This window comes from Stenotrophomonas sp. 2YAF22 (genome assembly GCF_052114665.1).
In the GTDB taxonomy this organism is placed as follows: domain Bacteria; phylum Pseudomonadota; class Gammaproteobacteria; order Xanthomonadales; family Xanthomonadaceae; genus Stenotrophomonas; species Stenotrophomonas indicatrix.
Window position 1 is genome coordinate 1 of the sequence record NZ_JBFRFE010000018.1, and the last position, 16,329, is coordinate 16,329.

14 protein-coding genes and 1 pseudogene are annotated in these 16,329 nt (G+C 66.6%); 7 read left to right on the plus strand and 8 right to left on the minus strand.

Annotated elements, in window-relative coordinates; translation table 11 throughout:
- A partial coding sequence (locus AB4Y84_RS01635) for a PepSY domain-containing protein (RefSeq protein ID WP_442249697.1) occupies positions 1-1,572 on the plus strand: 1,572 nt, incomplete at its 5' end.
- Here the strand turns inward: AB4Y84_RS01635 and AB4Y84_RS01640 are convergent.
- Positions 1,488-1,850 (minus strand): annotated as a pseudogene (locus AB4Y84_RS01640) (MFS transporter); the annotation flags it as partial. The gene AB4Y84_RS01635 and the pseudogene AB4Y84_RS01640 sit on opposite strands and share 85 nt — an antisense overlap.
- A gap of 154 nt (positions 1,851-2,004) precedes the next feature.
- Between AB4Y84_RS01640 and smqnr the strand changes: the two are divergent.
- Entirely contained in the window at positions 2,005-2,652 is a 648-nt protein-coding gene (smqnr, locus tag AB4Y84_RS01645) for a SmQnr family pentapeptide repeat protein (protein WP_442243898.1), read from the plus strand.
- A 15-nt stretch (positions 2,653-2,667) separates the two neighbouring features.
- Here smqnr and AB4Y84_RS01650 read toward each other — a convergent pair whose 3' ends face one another.
- Positions 2,668-3,351, minus strand: coding sequence for a class I SAM-dependent methyltransferase (locus AB4Y84_RS01650; RefSeq protein ID WP_442243897.1), 684 nt, complete (start codon positions 3,349-3,351; stop codon positions 2,668-2,670).
- A gap of 117 nt (positions 3,352-3,468) precedes the next feature.
- On the opposite strand from AB4Y84_RS01650, the gene AB4Y84_RS01655 reads away from it, so the two are divergent.
- A complete protein-coding gene (locus tag AB4Y84_RS01655; protein WP_132825776.1) occupies positions 3,469-3,942 on the plus strand; it encodes a hypothetical protein in 474 nt (157 codons plus the stop codon).
- Between the two features lie 11 nt (positions 3,943-3,953).
- Here AB4Y84_RS01655 and AB4Y84_RS01660 read toward each other — a convergent pair whose 3' ends face one another.
- Both AB4Y84_RS01660 and AB4Y84_RS01665 read right to left on the minus strand, forming a co-directional pair.
- Positions 3,954-4,679 carry a hypothetical protein gene (locus tag AB4Y84_RS01660; protein ID WP_442243896.1) on the minus strand — a complete coding sequence of 242 codons (726 nt, stop codon included), beginning with the start codon at positions 4,677-4,679 and terminating at the stop codon, positions 3,954-3,956.
- Positions 4,680-4,728: 49 nt separating this feature from the next.
- Positions 4,729-6,117 (minus strand): aminotransferase-like domain-containing protein, encoded by a 1,389-nt coding sequence (locus AB4Y84_RS01665; protein ID WP_442243895.1) that lies wholly within the window; start codon positions 6,115-6,117, stop codon positions 4,729-4,731.
- A gap of 133 nt (positions 6,118-6,250) precedes the next feature.
- Here AB4Y84_RS01665 and AB4Y84_RS01670 point away from each other — a divergent pair, with 133 nt between their 5' ends.
- The 3 genes from AB4Y84_RS01670 to AB4Y84_RS01680 all read left to right on the plus strand — a co-directional run bounded on the left by AB4Y84_RS01670 (position 6,251) and on the right by AB4Y84_RS01680 (position 9,002).
- Positions 6,251-7,114 (plus strand): DMT family transporter, encoded by an 864-nt coding sequence (locus AB4Y84_RS01670; RefSeq protein ID WP_442249698.1) that lies wholly within the window; start codon positions 6,251-6,253, stop codon positions 7,112-7,114.
- Positions 7,115-7,193: 79 nt separating this feature from the next.
- The gene (locus AB4Y84_RS01675; RefSeq protein ID WP_442249699.1) at positions 7,194-8,075 is read left to right on the plus strand and encodes an SDR family NAD(P)-dependent oxidoreductase; all 882 of its coding nucleotides are present in this window, start codon (positions 7,194-7,196) and stop codon (positions 8,073-8,075) included.
- A 39-nt stretch (positions 8,076-8,114) separates the two neighbouring features.
- Positions 8,115-9,002 carry a LysR family transcriptional regulator gene (locus tag AB4Y84_RS01680; RefSeq protein ID WP_223494397.1) on the plus strand — a complete coding sequence of 296 codons (888 nt, stop codon included), beginning with the start codon at positions 8,115-8,117 and terminating at the stop codon, positions 9,000-9,002.
- A 463-nt stretch (positions 9,003-9,465) separates the two neighbouring features.
- Here AB4Y84_RS01680 and AB4Y84_RS01685 read toward each other — a convergent pair whose 3' ends face one another.
- Positions 9,466-10,362, minus strand: a complete 897-nt coding sequence (locus AB4Y84_RS01685) for a LysR substrate-binding domain-containing protein (RefSeq protein WP_059063312.1) — start codon at positions 10,360-10,362, stop codon at positions 9,466-9,468.
- Positions 10,363-10,468: 106 nt separating this feature from the next.
- Between AB4Y84_RS01685 and AB4Y84_RS01690 the strand changes: the two genes are divergently transcribed.
- Positions 10,469-11,983: an MFS transporter gene (locus tag AB4Y84_RS01690; protein ID WP_363730214.1), complete on the plus strand. Its 1,515-nt coding sequence runs from the start codon at positions 10,469-10,471 to the stop codon at positions 11,981-11,983.
- Here the strand turns inward: AB4Y84_RS01690 and AB4Y84_RS01695 are convergent.
- The 3 genes from AB4Y84_RS01695 to AB4Y84_RS01705 all read right to left on the minus strand — a co-directional run bounded on the left by AB4Y84_RS01695 (position 11,967) and on the right by AB4Y84_RS01705 (position 16,206).
- The gene (locus AB4Y84_RS01695; RefSeq protein WP_442243892.1) at positions 11,967-14,060 is read right to left on the minus strand and encodes a TonB-dependent siderophore receptor; all 2,094 of its coding nucleotides are present in this window, start codon (positions 14,058-14,060) and stop codon (positions 11,967-11,969) included. The genes AB4Y84_RS01690 and AB4Y84_RS01695 overlap by 17 nt on opposite strands.
- Positions 14,061-14,159: 99 nt before the next feature.
- On the minus strand, positions 14,160-15,545 hold the full coding sequence (locus AB4Y84_RS01700) for a sensor histidine kinase (protein ID WP_088101195.1): 1,386 nt from the start codon (positions 15,543-15,545) through the stop codon (positions 14,160-14,162).
- Complete coding sequence (locus AB4Y84_RS01705) at positions 15,523-16,206, minus strand: response regulator transcription factor (RefSeq protein ID WP_025874050.1); 684 nt, start codon at positions 16,204-16,206, stop codon at positions 15,523-15,525. The genes AB4Y84_RS01700 and AB4Y84_RS01705 overlap by 23 nt, the downstream gene beginning before the upstream one ends.
- Positions 16,207-16,329 lie beyond the last annotated feature (123 nt).

The following is a 16,329-nucleotide window of genomic DNA, read 5'->3' on the forward strand; positions in this document are numbered from 1 at the left end:
CGCTGGACCTACCTGACGCATCGCTGGCTGGGCATCGGCGGGTGCCTGCTGATGCTGCTGTGGTTCGTCAGCGGCATGGTGATGCTGTTCGTCGGCTACCCGAAGCTGACGCCAGCGGAGCGGTTGGCCGCGCTGCCCGCATTGGTCGACGCGCGGGGCTGGCAGGCACTTTCCGTGCTGCCGCAAGTGGTGCGACAGGAGCCTGAGCGCGTCGTGTTGACGACGCTGCGTGGCGAGCCCGCCTACGTGGTGCGCTCCGGCGCGAACGTGGGCGCGTGGTCGGTTCTTACCGGACAGGCATTGCCGCCGGTATCGGCGCAGTTGGCCGAGGTTTCCGCCGCGCAGTTCGCCGGCGGCCCTGCCTTCGTTGGCGCCATGCCGCTGGACGAAGACCGCTGGACGCATTCGCGCGCGCTGGATCCGCATCGACCGCTGTTTCGTGTCGGCGTCGGCGGCGCACAGCCCGGTGATGTCTACGTGTCCTCGCATACCGGCGAAGTCGTGCTGGATGCACCGCGCCTGCAGCAGCGCTGGAACTATGTGGGTGCGTGGTTACACTGGCTGTACTTCCTGCGCATGCAGTCGGTGGACCTGGTCTGGACCTGGACGGTGATCGTGCTGTCGGCGCTGTGCACGGTGGCCGCAATCAGCGGGGTCGTGGTCGGCATCTGGCGCTGGGGGTTTCGCGGACAGTACCGGTCAGGGTCGAAGACGCCGTACCAGGAGCCGTGGATGCGCTGGCATCACCTGATCGGCTTGATGGCGAGTGCATTCGTGTTCACCTGGATCTTCAGTGGGTTGATGTCGATGAACCCGCTTGGGGTGTTCAGCAGCTCACGCGCTTCGCTTGACGTTGCGCGCTATCAGGGTGGGGTGCCGGCGGATACTGGCGTCCTCGCGCAACCGGCTGCAGTACTGGCTGCGGTGCATACACCGCAGTTCGTGCCGGTCGAGATCCAGTGGCGACGCATCGGCGGTGAACTGTTCGCGGTGGCGCTGGATGGCAATGCCGATTCGCGCGTGGTCAGTGAGCGTGGCGGCGCACTGCAGGTGTCCACTGCGTTCGGTGCAGAATGGTTGCGGGGCAGGGTCGCGGCGATGTCCGACGCGGGGCTGCGCGGATTCACCATTCTGCAGGCGCCCGATGCCTACTTCTACCCACGCGCTGCAGAGGCGATGAACGGCGCCGCGGTACGTCGCTTTCCGGTGGCGATGGCTGATTTCGATGACGCTGAGGCAACCCGCGTCTATGTTGACCTGGCCACCGGCGATCTGCTGTTGGCGCTGGGCAAGCGCGAGCGCGCAGGTCGCTGGCTGTTCTCCTTCCTGCACAGCTGGGACTTGCCGGCAATGCTGCGGCAGCACAGTGCGCGGCTGGTCATGCTGCTGCTGCTCAGCCTGGCAGGCACCGCGTTATGTGCAACGGCAACCGTCATTGGCTACCGGCGGTTGCGCATGACATTCCGGCACAAGCGCCGCCATGCGCCTCATGCCCGCAGCCAGCGCGTCGACACCGCCACCAGCAACAGCGCCATCGCCACACCGACAAAGGCGGCGATGAGGCCGAAGTGATTGGCGGCGAAACCGATCAGCGCCGGGCCGGCAAGAATGCCGGCAAAGCCGAGGGTGGACACGGCGGTGATGGCGATCGCCCGCGGCATCCGGTTCTGGCTGCCAGCCAGCGACAACAGCGCCGGTGCGATGGTGGCGCAGCCCAGGCCGGCCAGCACATAGCCGACCAACGACACCTGCCATGGCGTGACCAGGGTGAGCACCAGCACGCCGGCGCAGGCCAGCAGCGCACCAGTCACGATCGCCCTCTGCCGGCCGATGCGCTCTACCAGGTTGTCTGTGCGTTAATGTGCAGTATCTGGCGTTGGTGGCGGCGCGTAGGGACGCCTGTACACACTGCGGCTGCAGCGCTGGTGAATCGCGCGCGAGTTGGTGCTGTCCATCGCCTTTCCAGCGCGGCATCATGGCAAGGCACCCGGCACGGAACCCTGCATGTCCTCCACTGTTCACCACAAGCTGCGCATCGGCGCCGATCAGTTCACCGGCCAGAAGGTGGTCGACCAGCAGTTCCTCGAATGCGATTTCTCCGGCGTGGACCTCACCGCCACCGAGTTCGTGAACTGCGGCTTCTACGATGCCGACACGCGCACCGGGTGCCGTTTCAGTGGTGCCACGTTGAAGGAAGCCAGCTTCCGCCAGTGCGACATCAGCATGTGCAGCTTCAACTTCATCAAGGCGCTGGGGCTGGAAATCAGCGAATGCCGCGCACAGGGTGCCGATTTCAGCAACGCCAGTTTCATGAACCAGATCACCACGCGCAGCTGGTTCTGCAGTGCCTTCATCAAGAAGAGCAACCTGCGCTATGCCAACTTCTCGCGGGTGACGCTGGAGAAGTGCGAGCTGTGGGAAAACCGCTGGGACGGCGCCAACGTGAGCGGCGCCAGTTTTGCGGGGTCGGACCTGTCCGGCGGCCAGTTCGATGGCGTCGACTGGAATTCCGCCAACTTCACCGATTGCGACCTGACCAACTCCGAACTGGGCGAACTGGACCTGCGCAGCACCAACCTGCGTGGCGCCACGCTCGATGTGCAGCAGGTCGCGCTGCTGATGCAGCGGATCGGCATCACCGTGGTGCCATGAGCGTGCGTCGCGGCGCTATACCGGTGTGGCCGGCGCATGTGCCACCCAGCCCTTGAAGCTGAAGCCGGCGTAGAACAGTTCCACGTTCTCGAAGCCGGCCTCCTGCAGCAGCGCCACTTCCTGTTCGGGTGAGAGCAGCGGCAGGCGCTCGGCAATCGCCTCGATCGCGCGCTGTGTATCGGCACGTGGAATGCCGGAAGCCTCGGCGAACGCGGCGTAGCGCTGCAGCCAGCGATGCTTGCCGTCTGCGTCCTGCGGCACGCTGTGGTGGGCCACCACCAGCGGAGAACCCGGTCGCAGCCGTTGCCGCAGTTCGCGCAGGGTGTGCAGGCGCTGTTCAATGGTGAGGAAGTGCAGGGTCAGCAGGCAGGTGGCGCCGTCGAAGACGGTCTGCGGGGCATCGTCGATGTAGCCTTCCAGCAGCGTCACCTGGGCCATCAACGGCCCCAGGGTCTGTTCGGCCAGCGCGAGCATTGGCGCGGCAGGATCGACGCCGAGCATCCGCCATTGCGGGTGCGCTTCTGCGAAGGCCTTGAGTTCCAGACCGCCGCCTGCGCCGAGCACCAGCACCTCGCCATCATCGGGTACGTGTTCGGCCAGCAGCAGGTGGCTCATCTGCTGCAGTCCGAGGAAACCTGGTACCTGCCGCAGCGGGCCCTCCGCGTAGCGGGCCACGGCGTGGGGATCGGAGAAGGACATCGGAAGGACTCCTGCGGCAATGGCGAACATCCACTTTACCGTGCTCGGCAAGTCTCGATTGCACAGTGGCCCGCCTTTGCTTAAGGTCTGCGCCTGCATGCATTGAAGAGATCGGGAATGGACCCTCGCAGCCCCGCGATGCCATCGGCGGAAGCCTTCGAACTGGCGCTGACAATGCTGGGACGGGAGGGCGTGGATGAGGAGCAGGCCGAGCGGGCGCTGCTCGCGCTCGGCAGCGAACACTGGCAGATGCGCCGCCTGCTGGTGTGGTTGCCTGAAGCCTTCGCCATGGCCCTGATCGGTCATATGGAACTGGGCGTGCAGCTGCCCGGTACATTCACCGCCTCCGACGCACAAGGCGAGCTGCATGAACTGCCGCTCGACCGTGAGCCTGTATTCGCCGCCGGTCTCCAGCGCGCCCTGGTCATGTACCACGAAGGTCCACGCGCCGCGTTCCGGGCGATCTGCCAGCGCAGTTCGTCGCTCAATGCGATCGACAATGCCTTGAATACCGGCGCCGATCTGCAGGGCGCGGCGCTTTCGGGTCCGGAGCTTCTGGACATCCCGGCAGAGACCTACCTCGCCCATTGAGCCGGGGCTTTTCAGAGCGCGGGCTTCATCCCGTCTGCTTCCAGGCGATACAGGCCGGCCAATCGCCAGTCATCGTGTACGCGCTGCAACCGGTACTCATGGATGCGGACGGTGGAGCGGCGCTGTTGCGCGGTACGTATGGACGCTGCGTCGCCGAGGATCTGCACGGCCAGGACCTGTTCCATTTCCGGATCATGCGCTGACTCGACGCTGGGCCGGCGCATGACGGTGCGAGAGGTGCCCGGCAGGGCATAGTGCTCCACCAGCTTCGCGTACGACGCATCGGCCAATGCCTGGCCGCGCGATGGGCCATGCTCTGCCAGCCGTGCAAGCGAGGCCTTGTTCCATTCCAGGAAGTCGGACTGGAAGGCGCGCATGCGTACGACCGGCGTGCTGCCGCCCAGATCCAGCGCGCTGCGTTCGAAAACAAGAAGCGGCAGAACCTCGCCGAACCCCACGTCGCGGCCATAGCGGAAGCTGCGTTCGGCCTGCAGCCTTCCATTGCAAAGCAGGGCGACGCGACCGGGCCTGCTGGAATGAACCATCAAGTGCCGTTGAAAATAGCCCTGTACCGGCTCGGCATCCGTGTTGGACGCCCCCGGCGCGGTGATCTGCAGTTGGAAGTTGCCATCCGTGGGCGCATAGCCAGCGATCTGCAGCGAGCCGTCGGGTGGCCCGAACGTGACGCAACCACTGGCCAGCCCGCAGACCAAGGTGATGCCGATCCATCGACGCATGCGGGCGCTCCTTGCCTGGATGGCTGGCAGGATAACGCACTCGGATGCCTCAGCTGTGCTGCTGCAACGCCTTCCCAAGCACCTGCCAGATCTTCGGGTCTTGGCACTGCGACACATTGAAGCGCACGTAGTCGGCAGCCCGCTGCGACTGGCTGAAGGCATTGCCCGGCGCTACCACCACGCCTTCGCGCAGGCACTGCCTGGCCACCGCCGATGCATCACGGCCATCGGGCAGCTGGCACCACAGGAACAGCCCTGCTTCGGGTTGCAGCCACGGCGTGATGCCCAGTTTCTGCACCTGCCGCAGCGTGTGCTTGCGCGCATCGGCGAGGCGCGTGCGCACCGCCTGCATGTGGCGGCGGTAGCCACTGTCGGTCAGTGCGATCTGCATGAGGTGCGCGGCCAGGTGCCCACCGCCGAAGCTGGTGGCCAGCTTCAGATCGGTCAGTGCTTCGATCCAGTCGGGGCGCGCGGCGATGTAGCCGCAGCGCGATGCCGCGGAAATGGTCTTGGAGAAACTGCCGACATGGATCACCCGCGACAATCCATCCAGGGCCGCCAGCCGCGGCGCCGGGCGCAGCTCGAAGTCGGCGAAGATGTCGTCTTCGATGATGATCAGTTCGCTGTGTTCGGCCAGGCCCAGCAGGCGGTGTGCCGTGGTCGCCGACAGCACTGCGCCGGTCGGGTTGTGCAGCCCGGCATTGGTGATGTACAGGCGTGGCGCGTGTTCCTGCAGCGCGCTGGCAAACACCTGCAGGTCCGGCCCGGTGTGTGTGTACGGTATGCCGATGGCCTGCACCTGATGGGCCTTCAACATCGCGTGGTAATTGAAATAGCTCGGGTCGTCGACCAGCACGCAGTCACCGGGCTTCAGCAGGAAGCGGCAGATCAGGTCGACCGCGTGCGTCCCCGATTCGGCCAGCAGCAACTGCTCCATCGACGCGTCGATGCCCAGCGTGGCCGCGCGTCGCTGCAGCGTCTGCCGCAGTGCCGGCAGGCCGAGCGGCCCTGCGTAGTCGACCAGGTGTGCGGCGTCGGCGCGGGCCATGCGGCGCAGGCCACGGCGCAGCCCATCGTGGTACAGCCAGTCGCTGGGCATCCAGCCGCAGCCCGGCTTGAGGTGGCCGGACGGGGTTTCCAGCGATTGCCGCGACACCCACAGCGGGTCCACCGCGCGATCAAGACGCGGTTCCATCTCGGCCAGCGCCAGCGGTGCTGCCGGGCCAGCCACGTAGAAGCCGGAGCCGGCGCGCGCGGCGATCACGCCTTCGGCCGCCAATCGCTCGTAGGCCTCCACCACGGTGGACACGGAAACGCCCATAGTCGCCGCCTGCGCGCGCACCGATGGCAGGCGGCTGCCCGGGCCATCCAGGCGTGAACTGATGCGTGAGCGGACGGCGTGGATGACGCTGTCGATGCGGCTGGGTGGTTGGGACATGAGAGCGACTGTAAGGGAATTGTGGGCAGTACAGTTACTTGTAACTGTACTGGATTGTAGCTGTGTATCGCCGGCGCCCGGTGGCTCAATGATGGGCACAGCCGGCTATTGCCCGGTACTTCTGGAGCAGGGTGTGGAACGGTCGGCAAGCGGGTGGATCAATGGCTTCATCGGTGTGGTGATCTTCGCCGGCTCTTTGCCGGCCACTCGCATGGCGGTGATGGAACTGGACGCCAGCTTCGTTACTGCCGCGCGCGCCAGCATCGCCGCGTTGCTGGGGCTGGTGCTGCTGCTGGCATTGCGCCAGCCGCGTCCGGTCAGAAGCGATCTGCCCGGCCTGGTGCTGGTCAGCCTGGGCGTGGTGGTGGGCTTCCCGTTGCTGACCGCGCTCGCCCTGCGCCACGCCTCCTCGGCACATACCATCGTGTTCCTCGGACTGCTGCCGCTGAGCACGGCGGTATTCGGCGTCCTGCGCGGCGGCGACCGGCCACGCCCGGCATTCTGGGTTTTCTCGCTGCTGGGCAGCGCCTGTGTGGTCGGCTATGCCGCACGCAACGGCATCGAGGCCTCGCTGCAGGCCGATCTGCTGATGCTGGCGGCAATCGTGGTGTGCGGGCTCGGCTACGCAGAGGGCGGTCGCCTGGCCCGGCATCTGGGTGGTTGGCAGGTGATCAGTTGGGCACTGCTGCTTGCATTGCCGGTGATGCTGCCGCTGWTGGTGGCGATGCGTCCGGCCTCGTTCACGGCGGTCGCCGCGTCGGCCTGGTGGGCGCTGGGGTACGTGGCGGTGTTCAGCATGCTGGTCGGTTTCCTGTTCTGGTATCGCGGCCTGGCCCAAGGCGGTATCGCGGCGGTCGGCCAGCTGCAGCTGCTGCAGCCGTTCTTCGGCCTGGCGCTGGCGGCGCTGCTGCTGCACGAGACCGTCAGCGCCGGCATGTTGCTGGTGACCGTGGCAGCGGTGATCTGCGTGGCCGGCGCCCGCCGCTTCAGCCGATGACGCGCGATAGCGTGGGCGTATCGTGGCGTGCCGCCAACAGTATTGGCCGGGGCCGGCGCGCTTGGTTGAAGCTGTGCCGATGAAACCCAATTCCAGTATCTCGTTCGAAGGCCAGGTGGGCCTGGTAACCGGTGCCGCCGGTGGCCTCGGCCTGGCCTACAGCCGCCTGCTGGCCCAGCGTGGCGCGCACGTGGTGATGCATGACGTGGGCGCCGCAAYGGACGGCACGGGTACCGATCCGCAGCGCATCGCCCAGGCGGTGGCAGCACTGCATGCCCAGGGCCTGCCGGTCGAAGCCGCCAGCGGCCCCATCAACCAGCGCAGCGGTTGCCACGCGCTCGTGCAGGACATCCTGCAGCGGCATGGTCGCCTGGACTTCATCATCCACAACGCCGGCTGGGTGGCCTACGCCGGTATCGAAGTGGTGGAAGACGATGCGCTGGAGCAGATGCTGTGCCTGGCGGCGAAGACACCGCTGTGGCTGGCACAGGCGGCATGGTCTGCGATGCGTGCTGCCGGCGGCGGCCGCATCGTGCTGACCACATCCGATCGCGCGCTGTACCCGCAGTATGCGCAGCGCGGCCTGTGCGGCTACGCGATGGCCAAGCTGGCTGCGCAGGGGCTGGTCAATGTGCTGGCCCTGGAAGGTGCCGAACACGGCATCGTCGTCAACGCGGTGTCGCCGGTGGCCAAGACCCGCATGTGGGGCATCGATGGGGAACCGGATGAACTGCATCCAGAGGCGGTGGCGCCCGGGGTTGCCTTCCTTGCCTCCACGCGTTGCCGGCAGGGTGGCTGGACACTGCGGGCCAGCAACGGCCAGTTCCATGCATTGCGATTGCAGGAAGCCGAACACGTGGCCTATCCGCGCGACCTGCGTGCGGTCGCAGCGGACAGCATCGAATCGGTGGCCCTGCAGTGGCCGGTCATTGCGCGGCCGAGTGTCGATGCGCGCGGTTGAACGCGTACCCTAGGCAGGTCTCCACCTGCCTGCGATGAAATGATCGATCTGCGCCTGCTCCGCCAGTTCGTGGCGGTGGCCGAAGAACTGCACTTCCATCGCGCTGCTGCACGCCTGCACATGTCGCAGCCGCCATTGACGGCGGCGATGCGGCGCCTGGAAGACGAGGTGGGTACCGGGCTGATCGTACGCGGCAACCGCACGCTGGGCCTGACCGCGGCGGGGCAGACGCTGCTGGTGGAGGCGCGTGCAACCCTGCAGCATGCCGAACAGGCGCTGCAGCGCACGCGGGAAGCGGCGGCAGGGCAGACCGGCAGCCTGCGCGTAGGCTATGTCGGCAGCGCACTCTATGGGCGCCTGCCGGCGCTGATCCGCCAGTTCCGTCATGCGTTTGCGCAGGTGCAGCTGCATCTGCACGAAGCCACCTCGCGGCAGCAGCAACAGTGGCTGCGCGAAGGGCGCATCGACCTGGGCATCCTGATTCCGCCGATCATTTCCGCAGAGCTGCATCTGCAGGCGTTCGACCATGATCGACTGGCCATTGCCCTGCCGCGCGCGCATCGGCTGGCCGCACGGCAACGGCTGGATGTCCCAGCCCTGGTGGACGAGCCGTTCGTTTCATGGCCATCGGCCGAAGGCATCGGCTTCCACGCGCAGGTGCTGGGCCTGTGTACTGCTGCCGGCTTCACGCCACGGGTCGTGCAGGAAGCACAGGGCATGCACGCAGTGCTGTCGCTGGTGGCCGTCGAAGCGGGCGTGGCGATCGTGCCGGCAAGCATGGCCGGGTTCCGTCCCGAGGAAATCGTCTATCGGCCCTTGGACGGCGGCAACGCTGCGTTCGAACTGCAGTTCTGCATGCGCCCGGAATCACCCACGCCGGTGCTGCAGAATTTCCTGGCGATGGCAGCACAACCGGTAGTGTCGTGATTGCCGGCAGAGCATCCGTATTGCATGCGCGGGTGCGGCGGTGATCCGCGTCGTGCATGCCTCCGGAATGTGATTCGGCCGGCAGTTCTGTCTTCGGGAATCATGCCTGCGGCAAGCCTGATGCACCGGTGCGGGCAATCCCTACATACCGCCTCGGCTACGACGACCAGCATGTCCCCGTCGGCCATCATCGGCCGACTGGGATTGGCGTCCCACAATCAACTCTGGCACGTGATCGGCAGGCGCACGGATGGCGCCTGCGGATCTCGTGCCCCGCTGTCCGTGGTGGGCGATGTGTGGGGATCACAATGATCCGCCGGTCAGTCCCAGAGTTGTCCGGTACRCCAACCCGCATCGCCCGCCGCCAGTTCGTGGTCAGCCACGAATGCGCTGATCGCGCTTGCCTCGGGGGTGGCAATGCACGTCGTGCGCGGGAGCGGCGGCGGGCGGTGCATCTGTCTGCTCAGCGGGGACGGGCGAACAGATGTTCGGCCGTGTAATCGATGAACACCCGCAGGCGCGCGCTGGGGTGGCGATTGCCCGGCCACAGCAGTGAGAATTGTCCGTGCTGCCGTTCCAGCATCGGCAGCACCTGCTGCAGCCGGCCATCGGCCAGTGCTTCGGCCGCCAGGAAATCAGGCATCCAGGCCACGCCCATGGCACCGATCGCCGCAGCCAGCAGCGCTTCCATGTTGTTGCAGGTCATTGCCGTAGCCAGAGCAGCGCCGGCATCGCCATTCACGCCGGGCAGGCTCCAGGGCTGCAGCGTGCCGGTGGTCGGGAAGCGGAAACGCACCGCCTGCAGTGAACGCAGTTCCGGCAGCGACTGTGGCCAGCCGTGTGTTCGCAGGTACACCGGCGCTGCGCACAGCACGAAGTGGAAGCTGCCGAGGCGACGCGACATCAGGCTGGAATCGGCCAGTTCACCGCTGCGTATCACCGCATCCAGCCCTTCGCTGACTACATCCACGAGGCGGTCATTGAAATCAAGTTCCAACTGCACCTGCGGGTAGCGCTGCTGGAAGCCGGGCAGCACCGGCAGCAGAAAACGGTAGCCGATGGTGGGCAGGCCAATCCGCAGCAGGCCGCGCGGAGCGAATTGGCGTTGCGCAAGATCAGCCTGGGCCTCGGATAGTTCATCCAATGCCCGGCGGCAGCGCTGCAGCAGCAGGTCGCCTTCGTCGGTGAGGTGCATGCGGCGCGTGGTGCGGTGGAACAGTCGCGTACCCAGGTCCTGCTCCAGGCGGGCGATCCGCTTGCCCACTGCGGAGGCGGACAGGCCCAGCACCCGGGCGGCACCGACAATGCTGCCGGCCTCGGCGGTGCGGACGAAGGCCAGCAGTGCGGAAATGGAGTCCATGGCGGAATGATTGCGGAACATCTGGCTGCAATCAAACGCCTGCGGGCCTGTTTTTCCCGGATCGCGGCCTGTTCATCATCAATGGCCCCTTCTGCAGGAGGCCGCGATGGCCCGTTTTCTGACCGATTCCCACTCCGCGCAACGGCGCTGGGCCCTGTTGTCGGTGTGTCTGGCCGCGCTCGCGTTGCCATTGTCGTTCTCGGCCGGCGCTGTCGCGGTGCCGGTGTTGGCCATCCAGTTGGCCAGTTCGCCCGCTTCGCTGGCTTGGGTGACCAACGCCTTCATGCTCGGATTCGGCAGCCTGCTGTTGGCGGCAGGTGGGCTGGCGGACCGCTATGGGCGGCGTCGCCTGTTCCTGCTGGGCAGCGGCGGCTTCGCGTTGGCGACGATGTTCGTCTGCCTTGCGCCGGATCTGTTCTGGCTGGACCTGGCGCGCGGGTTGCAAGGCGTGGGCGCTGCGGCGGCATTGGCGTCGGGCAGCGCCGCGTTGGCGCAGGCGTGGCACGGCCAGGCCCGCACGCGCGTGTTTGCCCTGCTGGGTACGACCTTCGGTGCCGGCCTGGCGCTGGGGCCACTACTTGCAGGCGTACTGCTTGAGGCGCTGGGCTGGCGAAGCGTGTTTGCGGCCGGAGGTGTACTGGCTCTGCTGGCGTGCACGCTGGCAGCCCGCATGTTGCCGGAGAGCCGCGGGCAGGCTGCGCAGCTGGACGTATCGGGCATGCTGGCTTTCAGCCTGACACTGAGCATGCTGACACTGGCGCTGTTGTGGCTGGGCGAATTCGGCCTGTACGCAGCGCGGGTGCGATGGGCATTGCTGGCGACCGTGTTGCTGGCGGCATCGTTCGTGCTGATCGAGCGCAGGCAGCCGGCGCCGTTGCTCGATCTTTCGCTGTTCGCACAGCGGGCATTCGTCGGAGTGCAGCTGCTGCCGGTGGCAACCTGCTTCGGCTACGTGGTGCTGCTGGTGGTCCTGCCGTTGCAGTTGCTGGGCGTGCATGGCCAGAGCGTCGCCACCGTTGGCGTGCAGATGCTGGCACTGTCCGCGCCGATGCTGGTGCTGCCACTGCTGGCTGCGCGCTGGGCCGTCCGGCTGGGAAGCACGCGCCTGTGTGTGGCTGGGTTGCTGCTCTGCGCGCTGGGGCTGTATCTGCTGTCGCGGCAGGCGGCACATCCATTGCCGGCGCAATGGATCCCGCTGCTGGTGCTGATCGGTACAGGCACCGCATTGCCATGGGGCTTGATGGACGGGTTGTCGGTCAGCGTAGTGCCGGTGCAACGCGCGGGCATGGCGGCGGGAATCTTCGGCACGGTGCGGGTAGCGGGCGAGGGCATCGCACTTGCTGCGGTGACTGCATTGCTGGCGACGCTCATCGGTCAACGCCTGCCGGGCGCATCCGCTCCGGCAGTGGGCAAGGCCGCGGTTTATCTGGCTACCGGTGCACTGCATTCGGCCCAGCCGCTGCTGCCTGGGTCAACGTCGCTGCAGTTGCAGCGCGCCAGCGGCGAAGCGCTGGCGCAGCTGCTGCACGTGTTGTCGGCGCTGACCGCCGGCAGCTCCCTGCTGCTGCATGTGCTGCTGCGGCGGTCGCCGGCCGTTGCCGTGCTCAGAACCGATAGCTGATGGTGCCGGTGACCACGCGCGGGTAGCCAGCGAAACAATCGCCGAAGGTGCGGCACGGCGCGTAGTAACGCTTGTCGGTGAGGTTCGTGATGTTCAAGGCCCAGGTCCAGTTGGTCACCTGCACTTCCACCAGCGCATCGGCCAGGGTGTAGCTGGGGGTGATGACGCGGCCGCCATTGCCCAGCGACACCGTGTTGCCGACATGGCGAACACCCAGGCCGAGTTTCATCCGTGCGTCGTCGTCCAGCTGGAAGCCCTTGGACACCCAGGCCGAGGCCAGGTCCTGCGGGGTGTCGTTCAGGCGTTCGCCCACTTCCAGTGCGAAGTTGCTGCGGCTGACCTCGGCTTCGTTGCGCGCCAAGGCTGCCGTGACGGTGAGCTCGTTGGCGAACTGGAACTGGCCTTCCAGCTCCACGCCCTTGGAACGGATCTGGCCGGTCTGCACCACGTTCAGCACGTTGTCCGGGTCGTTGGTCTGCCGGTTGGTCTCGGTGATGCGGTAGGCGGCCAGGGTCAACAGCATGTTGCGGGCCGGCTGCCACTTGATGCCACCTTCGGCCTGGCGCCCGCGCATCGGCTTGAATGCATTGCCGAACAGATCCTGGCCGGACACCGGCAGGAACGATTCGCTGTAGCTCAGGTACGGCGATACGCCGCCGCCGACGTCGCCGATCAGGCCGGCGCGGTAGGTGGTGGCATCGTCGGTCTGGCTGGGCTGGCCTTCGGTCTTCGAACGAGCATGGTCGCGACGCGCACCCAGCACCAGCGACACGCGATCAGCCCAGCGGATCTGGTCCTGCACATACATGCCTAGCTGGGAAGACTCCTGGTCCGGCTGGCGCTCCCAGCCACGAACGGTCGGGGCGGTCGATACCGGCGCGTAGACGTCGATGGGCGTGCCGGTGGCATCCAGCCGCTGCAGCTGCTCCTTGTACTGGCTGTAGTCCACGCCGGCCAGCAGCAGGTGCTGGAAGGCGCCCGTGGCGAAGTCGAACTGCACCGCGTTGTCGGCGCTGATCACCTGGATGTCCGGCTGCGTGCCGTAGGCGGTGCGGTTGACCACGCGCCGGTCGGCATCGATGAAGGGGTTTTCCGGGTTGCTGTAGCTGTCCACATACAACTGCTGCAGGGTGGTCTTGCCGTCGATGTAGCGCACCGCCGAGCGCAGGCTGACCGCATCGTTGAAGCGATGATCGAACAGGGCAGTCAGGCTGTACACGCGCGAATCGATGCGGTCAAAACCGGCATCGCCGATGAAGGTGGTCGGATCCAGGCGGCGACCGGGCGCTGCGTGCAGGGTGGCGGCCAGCGGCAGGAACTGCTGGCTGGAGCCGGTCTTGTCGTGCTGGTAGCTGGCCAGCAGGGTCAACGTACTGCGTTCACCGCGCCAGCTGATCGAGGGTGCCAGATACACGCGGTCGTCCTTGAGGACATCGGTCTGCATGTTCGATTCGCGGACCAGACCGACGAAACGCCCGGCAACCGTGCCGTCGTCATTCAGCGCACCACCGATGTCGCCCTGCAGCTGCCGACGATCGAAGCTGCCCAGCTGCAGGCCGACCTCACCGCTGGCGGCGCCGAAGCTCGGGCGCTTGCTCATGGCGTTGATGATGCCGCCGGTGGCGCCCGCTCCGTACAGCACCGATGACGGGCCGCGCAGCACTTCCACCCGTTCCAGGCCGTATACCTCCGGGCGTGCCAGCGGGCTGAAGCCGTAGCTGCGGCGCAGGCCATCCTGGTACTGAACCGGGTCCAGGCCACGGACCGAACTGGCGTCATTGCGGGTGTCCAGGCCCCAGGCGTCGGCGGTGACACCGGCGCTGTAGCGCAGCACTTCCTGCAGGTTGTGTGCGCCGCGATCGGTGAACAGCTGCTGGGTGACCACGCTGATCGCCTGCGGCGTCTCGGTCAGGGCGGTGTCGGTCTTGGTCGCGGTGCTGGCGCGCTCGGCCACCACGGTCACCTTGTCCAGGGTCCGGGCCGCAGTGCCGTCCTGGGCCTGGGCGATGGCCGACGCCAGCAGGGTGGGCAGGAACAGCGTGTACAGCAGCGGGCGGCGCGACGTCAGGGCGGGCATCGTGGGAAATCCGGGAAGGGCGGTGACGGCGGATTATCCGGATGCCTGCTTCCAAATACAAATGATTCCCAAATGCACTTGCCGGTGATGAGTCCAGCTTCAGGGCAGGCCGTCTGCGGCGCCGCGGATGCTCATCCAGGCGCCGCCGCCGGGCGCGCTGCCGGCGCGGACACGGAAGCCGTGCAGCCCGGCAATGGCGGCCACGATCGACAGCCCCAGGCCAAAGCCGGGCCCTTGCCCGGCACTGCTGCTGCCGCGGAAGAAGCGCTGGTAGATCAAGGTGCGGTCCTGCGGCGGGATGCCCGGCCCGTTGTCGATCACATCGATCCGGGGCGCGCCGTGGTCGTCCACCGCGCGCAGCAGGATGCGCCCGTGCGCAGGCGTGAACTGCAGGGCGTTGGACAGCAGGTTGGCCACCGCTTCGAACAGCAGTTCGCGGTCGCCGCGCAGCTTGCCGATCTGCGGCGCGACCTGCAGTTGCAGATCCTGTTGTTTCTCTTCGGCCAATGGCAGGTAGAACTGGTGCAGTTCCTGCAGCAGGTCGGCGATGTCGACCTCGTCGAAGGCCGAACGGCGCTGGTGGCTTTCCAGCTCGGACACGCGCAGCAGGGCGGCGAAGCGCGCCATCAGCATGTCGGTCTCCGCCAGCGCCTTGTCCAGCGGGTCCGCATGCGGGTCGTGCTCGTCCAGGCCCACGCGCATGCGGTAGAGGTGTGCACGCAGGCGCGTGAGCGGTGTGCGCAGGTCATGCGCGATGCTGTCGCACACGCCTTTGACCTCGGTCATCAGCTGTTCGATGCGTTCCAGCATGGCATTGACGATGCTCGACAGCCGATCGATCTCATCGCGTCGGTTGGATACCGGCAGGCGTTGCCCGAGGTCACCGGCAATGATGCGGTTGGTGGCCGCTTCGATCTGCTGGATCCGCTTCAATGGGCGCCGGCGCAGCAGATGCCAGCCCACCAGCCCGGGGATGACGGTCAGTGACACGCCCCACAGCAGTGCATCGAGGATGATGCTGTTGACCGCCATCAGCTTGCCGTTCTGGCGCACGAACACCAGTGTCCGGCCATCCCGGGTCACCACGCCGAGCGCGCTGCCACCGCTCTCGTGGCGGCCATCGACCAGCGTCCAACCCGCTACCTGGTGCGAGTTGCCATCCAGCGGCAGTCCTTCGGGGATGGCCGTCAGCGGGCCCGCCATCGCCACGCCGGACTTGTCGAACAGCCCGTACGTATATACCTGGTGCAGGTCGAAGCGCTGGCTGTCGCGCAGCGCGTCATCCAGCGCTGGGCCGTCGAAACTCATGAACAGATGGGCGCGCTGCTGCAGGCCCGATTCGGTCAGGTCGTTCAGGTAGTCCGAGATGCGCCAGTACATCACGCCCAGCAGCAGGCTGGACCAGGCCACGAACAGGATGCAGTACAGGCCCAGCAGGCGGCTGCTGGATGAGCGCCAATGGTCAGGATTGCGCGTCGAAGACATAACCGGTTCCACGTACGGTCAAGATCGGCTGCGGCCGGCCGGGTTGTTCGATGCGTTTGCGCACCCGGCCGATATGCACGTCGATCAGGTTGGTGCCCGGGTCGAAGTGGTAGCCCCAGACTTCCTGGAACAACATGGTGCGGGTGACCACCTGGCCGGCATTGCGGACCAGGAATTCCAGCAGTTTGAACTCGGTCGGCAGCAGGTTGATCTCCTGGCCGCCACGGCGTACCGAGCGGCTCATCAGGTCCAGTTCCAGGTCGCCGGCGCGCAGCACCTTGTCGCTGGCAGCGGCCTGGCCCTGGCGCCGGATCAGCACTTCCACGCGCGCGGCCATTTCATCGGAGGCGAACGGCTTGGTCAGGTAGTCGTCGCCACCAGCACGCAGGCCACGCACGCGTTCATCCACGTCCGACAGCGCACTGATCATCAACACCGGCGTGGCGATGCCTTCATGGCGCAGCGTGGTGACCAGGGCCAGCCCGTCAATGCCGGGCAGCATGCGGTCCAGGGTGATCACCGCGTAGTCGCCTGAACGTGCCAGCGCCAGGCCACTGCTGCCGTCGCTGGCCAGATCCACCTCGAAGCCGTGGCTGCGCAGCTCGGTGGCGATTTCCTCCGCGGTGACAAGGTCGTCCTCGATGGTGAGTACGCGCGGCATGGGCCACTTTGCAGATTGGGACCTGCGCATCCTCGCAACCGTAGGCGTGCACTGCAAATGAAAAATGTTTCATGCGTTTTTCGCTGGATCGCAGCGCGCTGTCTTCTATATTCGGCGCCGAAC

Excerpts from the sequence above, each read along its gene's own strand:
- smqnr (WP_442243898.1), top strand. The coding sequence starts at position 2,005 with ATGTCCTCCACTGTTCACCACAAGCTGCGCATCGGCGCCGATCAGTTC.
- AB4Y84_RS01650 (WP_442243897.1), bottom strand. The coding sequence starts at position 3,351 with ATGTCCTTCTCCGATCCCCACGCCGTGGCCCGCTACGCGGAGGGCCCG.
- AB4Y84_RS01655 (WP_132825776.1), top strand. The coding sequence starts at position 3,469 with ATGGACCCTCGCAGCCCCGCGATGCCATCGGCGGAAGCCTTCGAACTG.
- AB4Y84_RS01660 (WP_442243896.1), bottom strand. The coding sequence starts at position 4,679 with ATGCGTCGATGGATCGGCATCACCTTGGTCTGCGGGCTGGCCAGTGGT.
- AB4Y84_RS01665 (WP_442243895.1), bottom strand. The coding sequence starts at position 6,117 with ATGTCCCAACCACCCAGCCGCATCGACAGCGTCATCCACGCCGTCCGC.
- AB4Y84_RS01680 (WP_223494397.1), top strand. The coding sequence starts at position 8,115 with ATGATCGATCTGCGCCTGCTCCGCCAGTTCGTGGCGGTGGCCGAAGAA.
- AB4Y84_RS01685 (WP_059063312.1), bottom strand. The coding sequence starts at position 10,362 with ATGGACTCCATTTCCGCACTGCTGGCCTTCGTCCGCACCGCCGAGGCC.
- AB4Y84_RS01690 (WP_363730214.1), top strand. The coding sequence starts at position 10,469 with ATGGCCCGTTTTCTGACCGATTCCCACTCCGCGCAACGGCGCTGGGCC.
- AB4Y84_RS01695 (WP_442243892.1), bottom strand. The coding sequence starts at position 14,060 with ATGCCCGCCCTGACGTCGCGCCGCCCGCTGCTGTACACGCTGTTCCTG.
- AB4Y84_RS01700 (WP_088101195.1), bottom strand. The coding sequence starts at position 15,545 with ATGTCTTCGACGCGCAATCCTGACCATTGGCGCTCATCCAGCAGCCGC.
- AB4Y84_RS01705 (WP_025874050.1), bottom strand. The coding sequence starts at position 16,206 with ATGCCGCGCGTACTCACCATCGAGGACGACCTTGTCACCGCGGAGGAA.